General features: G+C 57.8%; 1 protein-coding gene and 1 pseudogene. Both read left to right on the forward strand.

Annotated elements, in window-relative coordinates; translation table 11 throughout:
* Nucleotides 1-10,240: Ig-like domain repeat protein (locus AOY23_RS22415; protein ID WP_054181327.1), on the forward strand; the 10,240-nt coding region annotated here is incomplete at its 5' end.
* A 140-nt stretch (nt 10,241-10,380) separates the two neighbouring features.
* A pseudogene (locus AOY23_RS21145) lies at nt 10,381-10,837 on the forward strand (OmpA family protein); the annotation flags it as partial.

Genomic DNA, 10,837 nt, shown 5'->3' on the forward strand with positions numbered 1-10,837 from the left:
GCTGGGCTCCACCACCGCAGGCTCTGACGGCAGCTGGAGCTTTACACCGACTGGCGATCTGGGTAAAGGCGACCATACCTTCACCGCTTCGGCGAAAGAGCCAGCGGGGAACACCTCCACCAGTAACAGCTGGACCATCACCATTGATATCGATGCGCCGGTGAAACCGAGCATCGACAGCGCGATGGATGATGTGGGCAGCAACCAGGGCGCACTGGCGAACCATGGCCTGACCGATGACCCGACCCCGACCCTGAGCGGTAAGGCGGAAGCGGGCAGCATCGTGAAGATCTACGACCAGAGCGGTCTGCTGGGCTCCGTCACTGCGCGCGATGATGGCACCTGGAGCTACACGCCAACCACCAAACTGGATGAAGGCAGCCATCAGTTCCATGTCACTGCAACGGATAAAGCTGGCAACACCAGCGCACCGTCGGATGACTTCGAGCTGACGCTGGACTTCACACCGCCGGACAGCAGCAAACTCGCCATCACCAATGTGTATGATGACGTGAAACTTGCTGGCGATGTACCGAACAATGGAGAAACGGATGATAACCGTCCGCTCATCTCCGGTACCGGTGCGGAAGCAGGCGATACCATTACGGTTTACAACGGCAATACAGTGATCGGCTCCACGACCGTCAAGTCTGACGGTACCTGGGAACTGGAACCGTCTACGCCGCTGCCGGATGGCACTTACCGACTGACGGCGAAGGAAACCGACAAAGTCGGTAACGAAGCCGGTCCGTCCAATGAGTACGTCATCACGGTGGGTGTCACCCCGCCGCAGGCACCAACGCTGGATACGGTGTATGACGATGTGACGCCGGGTGTGGACTACCTGCAGAAAGGTGAAATCACCAACGACAGTACCCCGACCCTCAGTGGCAAGGGACTGATTGGTGGCACCATCAGCGTTTACGATAACGGTACACTGATCGGCACCGCGATCGTCGATGGCAGCGGCACCTGGAGCTTCACACCGGGTACGGCGCTGAATGACGGCAACCATAACTTCACTGCCACGGTCACTGATGGCGTGGGACGTGTCAGCCCGTCCACTGGCGGCTTCAACATCGTTGTTGATACCACTGTGCCGTCTGCGGCTTCTGATCTGCTGATCACCGATGACGTCGGTGCTTATCAGGGTCCGGTAAACAACGGCGATACCACCGATGACAACGTACCGACCATCAGCGGTAAGGCGGAAGCGGGCAGTACGGTGAATATCTATGACAACGGTACCGTCATTGGTACGGCTGTTGCAGATACCAACGGTAACTGGAGCTTCACGCCGTCCACACCGCTGGCGAGCGGTCCGCACGACATCACCACCACGGTGACCGATACTGCGGGCAACACCGGGCCGGAAGGGGCGCATACCTCCTTTATGGTTGATGTGGTCGCAGGTAAGGTCGAAATCACCGCTATTAAGGACGATGTGGGCAGTATCACCACCAACATCGCACAGGGTGGCGTGACGGATGACACCCGTCCGGAAATCACCGGTACGGCGAAAGCCGGCAGCGTGGTCACCATCACCGATGGCAGCAACGTGCTGGGCTCCACCACGGCGGGCTCTGACGGCAACTGGAGCTTCACACCGACCGGCGATCTGGGTAAAGGCAACCATACCTTCACCGCGACGGCGAAAGATCCGGCAGGTAACGACTCTGTCAGCAGCAGCTGGACTGTCACCATCGACACTGATGCCCCGGCGAAACCGAGCATCGACAGTGCCACCGATGATGTGGGCGCGGTGCAGACATCGCTGGCGAATAACGGCGTGACCGATGACCCGACCCCGACGCTGAACGGTAAGGCGGAAGCGGGCAGCATCGTGAAGATCTACGATCAGAGCGGTCTGCTGGGTTCTGTCACCGCCCGCGCTGATGGTACCTGGAGCTACTCGCCGACAGCTAACCTGAGCGAAGGCGCGCACCAGTTCTACGTCACCGCCACCGACAAGGCCGGCAACGTCAGCGTGCCGTCAGATAACTTCGAACTGACGCTGGACTTCACACCGCCGGACAGCAGCAAACTCGCCATCACCGATGTGGTGGATGACTTTGGCGGAGTGACCGGTTCTGTGGCGAGCGGTAATGAAACCGACGATAACCGTCCGGTTATTTCCGGTACCGGTGCGGAATCTGGCAACGTGATTACGGTCTACAACGGCGACAAGGTGATCGGCTCCACCACCGTCAAGTCTGACGGCACCTGGGAGCTGGAACCGGCCTCGCCGCTGCCGAACGGTACGTATGTCCTGACCGCGAAGGAAACCGACAAAGTCGGCAACGAGGCGGGGCCGTCGAATGAGTACACCATCAAAGTCTCGACGGTAGGGCCGCAGGCACCGACGCTGGATAATGTGTACGACGATCTGGCACCGGGTGTGGACTATCTGCAGAAAGGTGAAGTGACCAATGACAGCACGCCGACCCTGAGTGGTACGGGTGTTGCCAACGGCACCATCAGCGTCTACGACAACGGTACGCTGATTGGCACCACTACGGTCGACAGTAGTGGCAGCTGGAGCTTCACGCCGGGGACGGCGTTGGGCGATGGCCGCCATAACTTCACCGCCACGGTCACCGACAGTGTGGGCCGCGTCAGCCCGGCCACCGGCGGCTTCGACATTGTTGTTGATACCTCCGTGCCGTCTGCCGCGACCGATCTACTGGTTAGTGATGACGTCGGTATGCAGCAGGGACCGGTAATCAACGGTGCAACCACCGATGACAACACCCCGCTTATTAGCGGTAAGGCCGAAGCGGGTAGTACGGTGAATATCATCGATAACGGTACCGTGATTGGCACCGCTGTCGCGGATACCAACGGTAACTGGAGCTTCACACCGTCCGCGCCGCTGGCGAACGGACCGCATGATGTCACCACCACAGTGACTGATACCGCGGGCAATACCGGACCGGAAGGTGCACACACCTCCTTCGTGGTTGACGTTGACCCGGGTCAGACCGTTATCACCGCTGTGAAGGATGATACGGGGACGGTGACGGGTGTAGTCGCTCAGAACGACGTAACGGACGATACTCGTCCGGAAATCACCGGTACGGCGAAGGCAGGTAGCGTGGTCACCATCAAGGATGGCGGCACCGTGCTGGGCTCCACCACCGCAGGCTCTGACGGTAACTGGACCTTCACACCGGCGGTTGACCTCGGTAAGGGCAACCATACCTTCACTGCGACGGCGAAAGATCCGGCAGGCAACGACTCCGACAGCGGCAGCTGGACCATCACCATCGACATCGATGCGCCGGTGAAACCGAGCATCGACAGTGCAACCGATGATGTCGGCGCCATCCAGGCACCGCTGGCGAATAATGGCGTGACCGATGACCCGACCCCGACGCTGAACGGTAAAGCAGAAGCGGGCAGCATCGTGAAGATCTACGATCAGAGCGGTCTGCTGGGTTCTGTGGTCGCACGTGATGACGGTACCTGGAGCTACTCGCCAACGGCTAACCTGAGCGAAGGCGCGCACCAGTTCTACGTCACCGCCACCGACAAGGCCGGCAACGTCAGCGTGCCGTCAGATAACTTCGAACTGACGCTGGACTTCACACCGCCGGACAGCAGCAAAGTGAGCATTACCAACGTCATTGATGACGCGGGGACGGTCACGGGCAATATTGCCTCCGGAAGCGTAACGGACGACAACACACCGCTGATTAAGGGGACGGGCGCGGAACAGGGCGACATTATCACCGTGTACAACGGCAGCACCATTATTGGTTCTGCAATCGTACAGAGCGATGGTACCTGGTCACTGCAAGTCAACACGGCGCTGGCGGATGGCACATACCGACTGACGGCGAAAGAAACCGACAAAGCGGGTAATGAAACATCGCCTTCGGCGGAATACGTGATTCAGATTGACGCTGGCGGACAACCGCTGCCGCCGACGCTGACCAGCGTTGTTGATGATGTGCCGCAACACACCGGTGCGCTGCAGAGCAACGAGGTGACCAACGACAATACCCTGACATTGACCGGTACCGCCGAAGCGGGCGTGACGGTCAATATCTACGGTGGTGTCAATGGCACAACGCTGCTGGGTTCAACCACGGCGGATGCCAATGGCGACTGGACTTACACCACGCCGATACTGCCAGATGGCCAGCACACATTCGTTGCTGAAGCCGTTAACAGCATCGGTCAGGTGAGCCCGCAAACCGGAGGCTTCCCGGTCACGGTGGATACCAGCGCACCAGGTGCTGTGTCTGACTTCGTGGTCACCGACGATCAGGCGCCGCAGATTGGTAACCTGAACAATGGTGATACCACTAACGATGCAACGCCGAAGATCAGCGGTATCGCCGAGTCTGGCAGTATTGTCCATATCTACGTCGATGGCGTAGAGAATGGCTCAACAACCGCCGATGCCTCGGGTAACTGGAACTACACCACCACGTCAGTGGCAGATGGCCAGCACACCTTTACGGCGCGTGCTGAAGATACTGCAGGCAACCTGGGCCCGGTAAATACCGGTACGACGGTTATTGTGGATACCTCGCTGGTATCGGTCACCATCACTAACGTGAAGGATGATGTGGGTGCGATTACTGGTAATGTGGCAGCGGATAACGTGACTGACGACGCCCGTCCGGAAATCACCGGTATGGCGAAAGCAGGTAGTATTGTCACCATCAAAGATGGCAGTACGGTTCTGGGCTCCACCACCGCGGAAGCAAACGGAACCTGGAGCTTCACACCGGCGACTAACCTGGGTGACGGTGCACACAGCATCACAGCAACCGCAAGAGATCTGTCGGGTCAGGAAGATACGTCCAGCGCCTTCAACTTCAGCGTGGATACGGCGGCGCCAAACCGTCCGACGATTGATTACGCAGAAGATCAGGTGGGTGCCGTTCAGAATGACCTGAGCAACAACGGCTATACCGATGATCCGCAGCCAATTCTGCACGGTACGGCAGAAGCGAACAGCATCGTCAACATCTATACCGCAGACGGTACGCTGATCGGTTCTGCAACGGTCAGCAGCAGCGGGGCGTGGAACTTCAAGCCGGGCAGCAAACTGCCTGAAGGCAAGAACACCTTCTACGTCACAGCGAAAGATGCAGCCGGTAACGTCAGCGACAAGTCTTCGGACTTCGTGGTGAATACCGACTACACCTCACCGGATGTCAGCAAGGTGTCTATCGACACCGTGACCGACAACTATGGTACGGTGCAGGGTTCGGTCTCGCACGGCGGCGTGCTGGACGATCCGCGTCCGGTCATCGGGGGTACCGGTGCTGAACAGGGTGACGTCATTATCGTGTACACGACGGATAAAGACGGTAACACCAAGGTACTGGGTTCCACCATTGTGGATGTCAACGGCAGATGGACACTGACGCCGTCCGAATCCCTGTACGCGGATTCCATTAACCAACTGTCTGTCGTCGAAACTGACAGCGTTGGCAACGAGGCGAAACCGTCAGGCACGTACGACGTAACACTGTCTAACCCGCCTGCGGCGCCGGTGATTGATGGCATGACCGACGATACCGGTTCGGCGAATGTCGAACTGGCTATCAACGGCGTGACCAAAGACACCACACCGACACTGCACGGTACCGCACCGGGCGTGGCTGGCAACATCGTGACCATTTACAACGGTAACCAGGTTGTGGGTACAACCACGCTGGATGCGAGTGGTAACTGGACCTTCACGCCGCAGCCTGCACTGGCCGATGGCACGTACGACTTTACCGTCACGGTGAAAAACACCGCCGGTCAGGAAAGTGCGCAGAGCCCGTCGTTCGGCATCGAAATTGATGCGACGGCACCGGGTGCGGTCACGGATCTCACGATCACTGACGACGTCGGTACCATCACCGGTACGTTGAGCAACAACGACGTCACCGATGACAACAAACCGACCTTCGCAGGTAAGGCGGAGCCAAACGGCATCGTCAACATCCTCGATAACGGAACCGTCATCGGTAGTGCCGCGGTGGATAACTTCGGTAACTGGAGCTGGACGCCGACGACAGAACTGGCGGATGGTGCACATCAGTTCACCACCACCGTTACTGACAGCGTGGGTAACACTGGCGCGCCAACATCACCGGTGAATATCACCGTCGATACACAGGCACCGGGTATTACGCTGGCCATTGACGGCTATCTGGATGATGTCGGTACTAACAAGGGTGTGATAACCACCAGCGGCAGCAGCACTGACGATACGTCGCCGGTTCTGAGAGGCAGCTGGACGGGCGATCTGGGTTCTGCGGAATACATCAAGATCTACCAGGATGGCATCTTCCTCGGTAACGCGACGCTGGATCGTGGTCAGCACACCTGGACGCTGGATGTGTCGGGTCTTGAAAATACGAAGACGTATCAGTTTACCGCGTCAGCCGTTGACGCTGCCGGTAACGAATCTGCTCAGAGCCCGGCCTTCTCACTGACGATCGACCTGGATCCGCCGACCCAGACCGTTACCATCACCAGTTACACCGACAACGTCGGCATGGACACTGGCAACATGGGCCCGAACACCTCCACTGACGACCGCCAGCCGGTGTTGAACGGCAAGATCGTCGGTGCTGCGCTGGAAGCAGGTGATGAGGTTCGTATCTACGATGCCAACACCAATACGCTGCTTGGTACGGCAACGGTGAGCGGTGACAGCTGGAGTTTCGAACTGCCTGCGCTGAATGACAATACGACCTATAACTTCCGTGCGGTCGTCTCGGATAGCGCCGGTAACGAAGGCACCACGTCCGGCAACTTCACGCTGACGGTGGATCTGACTGTGATCGTTAACGCCCAGGATACGCTGGATACGACACCGATCATTTCCGGTTACACCGGTTTTGAAATCCAGCCGGGTGAGTACGTCGAGGTGACGGTTAACGGTAAGACCTACAGTTCGCAGAACGGACAGGTAGTGGTCGACCCGCGTAACAACACCTGGTATGTCCAGATCCCGGACGGCGATGCGCTGGCGGTAGGCAGATACGACGTTTCCTCGGTGCTGTACTCGGCGGAAGGGGTACGCATCACCACTGACGATACGACCAATGAACTGATTGTATCGCCGACACCGCAAGTGACGGTGGGTGCCGGTGGTGGCGACCCGGATCAGAAAGCAACGTCGGTAACGCTGAGCGAAGATGGTGTATGGCGTATCCATACTAACCAGACCATGCTGGATTCGACTGCGACATCTTCGTCCTCTCTAGGCGATTTTACGACGACGAAACTGGTGAGTAACTCCGGCTCGGGCTATGACGCCAACAACTACGTACAGAACGCCACCTTCATCGACTACAATCGTGATGGACTGATGGATCTGTTTACTGTTGACAGTAACTATAATGATGGTCAGCAGATGTTCTACTACAACGGTTCCAGCTATGTCGCCTATCAGGTAGGAGCAAGGACGAATTCGCCACAAACTGGCGACTTCGCTGGTGATGCGAACACTGATGGCAGTGCGAATACCTGGAGCTGGTATGGTGGTATCATCGCCATTGATAAGAACGGTGACGGTTATGTTGATATGGTCAACGGCGACCAGACGCCGAACGACTCTGCAATTCGTGACGGTTATGGTTCGCAGATTGTTCTGAACAACGACGGCACCATCGTCGGCATGGATAAAGACGGCACATTCGCCACAGACTATTCCGCTGACTCCAGCCATGAGCCTATCGGTCTGGATCAGTCGCAGCCGGATATGGAACTGTCGGGCGTGGACATCAACAACGATGGTATCGTCGACTTTGTGATGCACAGTCAGAACATCGTTGCGGATGGTTCTCGTATCGACAAGCCAGGGGCAACGGACAACTCTGCCGCACGAAGCGAAAACCAGGCACGTCTGGTTGTCGTAAACGGCACCAACAACGGCAACTGGCAGGTGACGCAGGTCGTCGATAACGTGTTCCAGCGTGGTACTGATAGCGATCCGAACATTGGTAACGGCGTGGCGATGACCTGGGGCGACTTCAACGGCGACGGTTACATGGATCTGTTCCTGGGCCGTGGTAGCGAAAGCACCACCTCGGCGTCGGGGGCAGGTAACAACGCCGGCGAGTATGCCAGCCGTATTCATTTCAACGACGGTACCGGCAAGCTGATGTTCAGCGACCCGGATAACAACGGCATCGGTAACCCGACCGGGATGTACACCTTCAACGATACGCTGGCAGGCGGGGCCTCCCTGGCGCTGGACTGGAACCACGACGGCAAGGTGGACATCATCGAAATGCCGGGGATGGAATCCACGTCGGGCGGTATCCGTGAGTCGGCAGCGACCGGCGCGGTGAACCTGTACACCAACACCTCGACGGGCGGTTCGACGAGCTTTACCACCTCCAATATGCTGACGCAGGTTGGTAAAACCACCATCGGTGGTTCGTCAACCGCTCAGCAGGTAACCGGTAGTGTCGCTATCGACATTGACTGGGACGGTGACCGTGATCTGCTGATCTTCACCAGCGGTGGTACCACTACGTACATCGAGAACAAGAACGATGTTTCGTATGGCTCGGCTATCCACCTGCGCATCCTCGATGAGGGTGGTATCAACTCACTGTATGGCAACACCGTACAGCTGATTGATGAAGCGACAGGTGCTGTGGTGGCAACGCAGATGATCAACGCCCAGTCCGGTAACCAGACGAACGACAGTACCGCTATGGTGGACTTCTACGGTCTGGATGCCAGCAAGTCGTACAGCGCGGTGATCCTGCGCTCCAGCGGCGGTGCGGTTGAGAACGTCGGCGGTGTTGCGTCGGTGAACGGCACAACCGTCCAGAACGTCAGCAAGGCGTGGGCAGGACTGACAGCGGGTGAAGCTAACCAGGCTTACGTACTGACCACAGAGTCCGAAACTAACGTGGCGAACGCCAGCACCACCGGCGGCACCAACACCACGGGTATTGTGGGTACCGGTTATAACGATACCTTCTTCGCGACCCTGGGTAATGACCTGTACAACGGTGCAGGCGGTACGCAAACCGTCTCCGGCGTGAAATCCTGGAGCAACACCGGTGGTCTCGACATCGTTGACTACAAGCTGGCAGGCAACGCCGCGCTGACCATTGACCTGAACAAGACGACCATGCAGAACACGGGCTTTGGTAGCGCCCGGTTCGTGAACGTCGAAGGTCTGGCGGGTGGTCAGGGTAACGATACCTTCACCGGTAACGCAGGCAACAACTACTTCGAAGGCCGCGGCGGGAATGACATCTTCAATCTCGACAATGCTAAGAATGGTGGTGGTCAGGATACCCTGATGTACCAGGTCCAGGCAGGCGGAAGCAGTAACGGTACTGGCGGTAACGGTAGCGATACGGTCAACGGCTTCTGGGTCGGTACGGTAGAAGCGACGAGCAGCGCGGATGCTATCGACGTCAGCAACCTGCTGGTTGGTTACTCTGCAAGCGCGGACGGTGCGGCTCACTACATCAACGGTGTTGCCACCATCGATGCGGGTGAAACCATCGGTCAGTTCCTGACGGTGACCTACAACGGTAAGGATACTGTCGTGTCCATCGACCGCGACGGCAGCGGCGGCGCCTACAGCGCGTCCACACTGCTGACGCTGACGGACACGGAAGCCGACCTCGCGACGCTGCTGGCTAACCACCAGTTGATTCTGAGCAGCGCGAACAGTGCCGGCACCGCGAACTTCAGCTCGCTGAGCGAAGGGATGACCGCCAACCTGTGGACCGGCTTCAACTCCGCAGGCGAGCAGCTGGAAAACATCACCACGCTTATCAGTACCAGCGGTGATGACGTCATCACGGATAACTCAGCGGATAACGTTCTTGAGGGCGGAGCAGGTGATGACACCTTCTACCTGATGAACGGTGGTAACGACACGCTGATGTACAAGGTGCTGGATGGCATGGGTAATGACAGTACCGGCGGCAACGGTCACGACGTGGTTCACTGCTTCAACGTGGGCAACGTGGCAACTGACAGTGACGCCGATACGCTCAACCTCAGCGATCTGCTGGATTACAGCGGTCCAATCTCCTTCTTCGAGAACAACGGTAAGACGGAGCTGGATGCGGTATCGAAAGGGCTTGAGAATTACCTGAAGACAGAAGTGGTCGGTAACGACACGGTCATCAGCATCGACCGTGATGGTCAGGGCGGACAGCATGGCTTCACGCAGGTTGTCACCCTGGCAGACGTACAGACCGATCTGGTCACTCTGCTGCAGAACAACCAGATCACGATTTAACCCGGTAATCCCCGCCATCTCCGGATGGCGGGCTATCTGTTCGCGCCCGCAGTCAGGGCGCGACGGAGGGGATAAGTGAGGCGAATTGTCTGGATGTTGTTATTTATCGATGAATTACTGGGTTAATCCGGGAGTGAAAAATGAAAGCAAGCTGTTTTAGTTTTAGCAAATTCACGTTGATTCTCTGCGCGCTGGCAGGGTCTGGCGCGTCTGTGGCGTCGGCTGAACCTTACCGCCCGGTTGCAGCAGTGGTACCTGAACAGGCACAGGTGGTGATGTACTATCCACAGGGAAGCGTGCCGGCGACGGTCTACGTAGACCGTGAATTGCAGTCTGCGTTACTGCCAGGTGAGTTTACTGTCTTTTGCGTGACGCCGGGTGCGCATGCAATCGAATCTGTTTTCAACGATCACCCGCTTTATCAGGGTAAACAAAACCCGACGCAGCAACTGCCTGCCGAGGGCGGTGAAACCTACTTTGTGCAGGTTAACCCCGGCACAACCGGCAACACGGCTGCACTGGAAGAGCGCCCGCAGGCAGAGTCGATTCTGAACCGCCTGCAAAAACACACCCGCCTTGTGAACCGCGCATCGCAGG

Source organism: Trabulsiella odontotermitis (assembly GCF_001297775.1).
GTDB classification, from domain to species: domain Bacteria; phylum Pseudomonadota; class Gammaproteobacteria; order Enterobacterales; family Enterobacteriaceae; genus Trabulsiella; species Trabulsiella odontotermitis.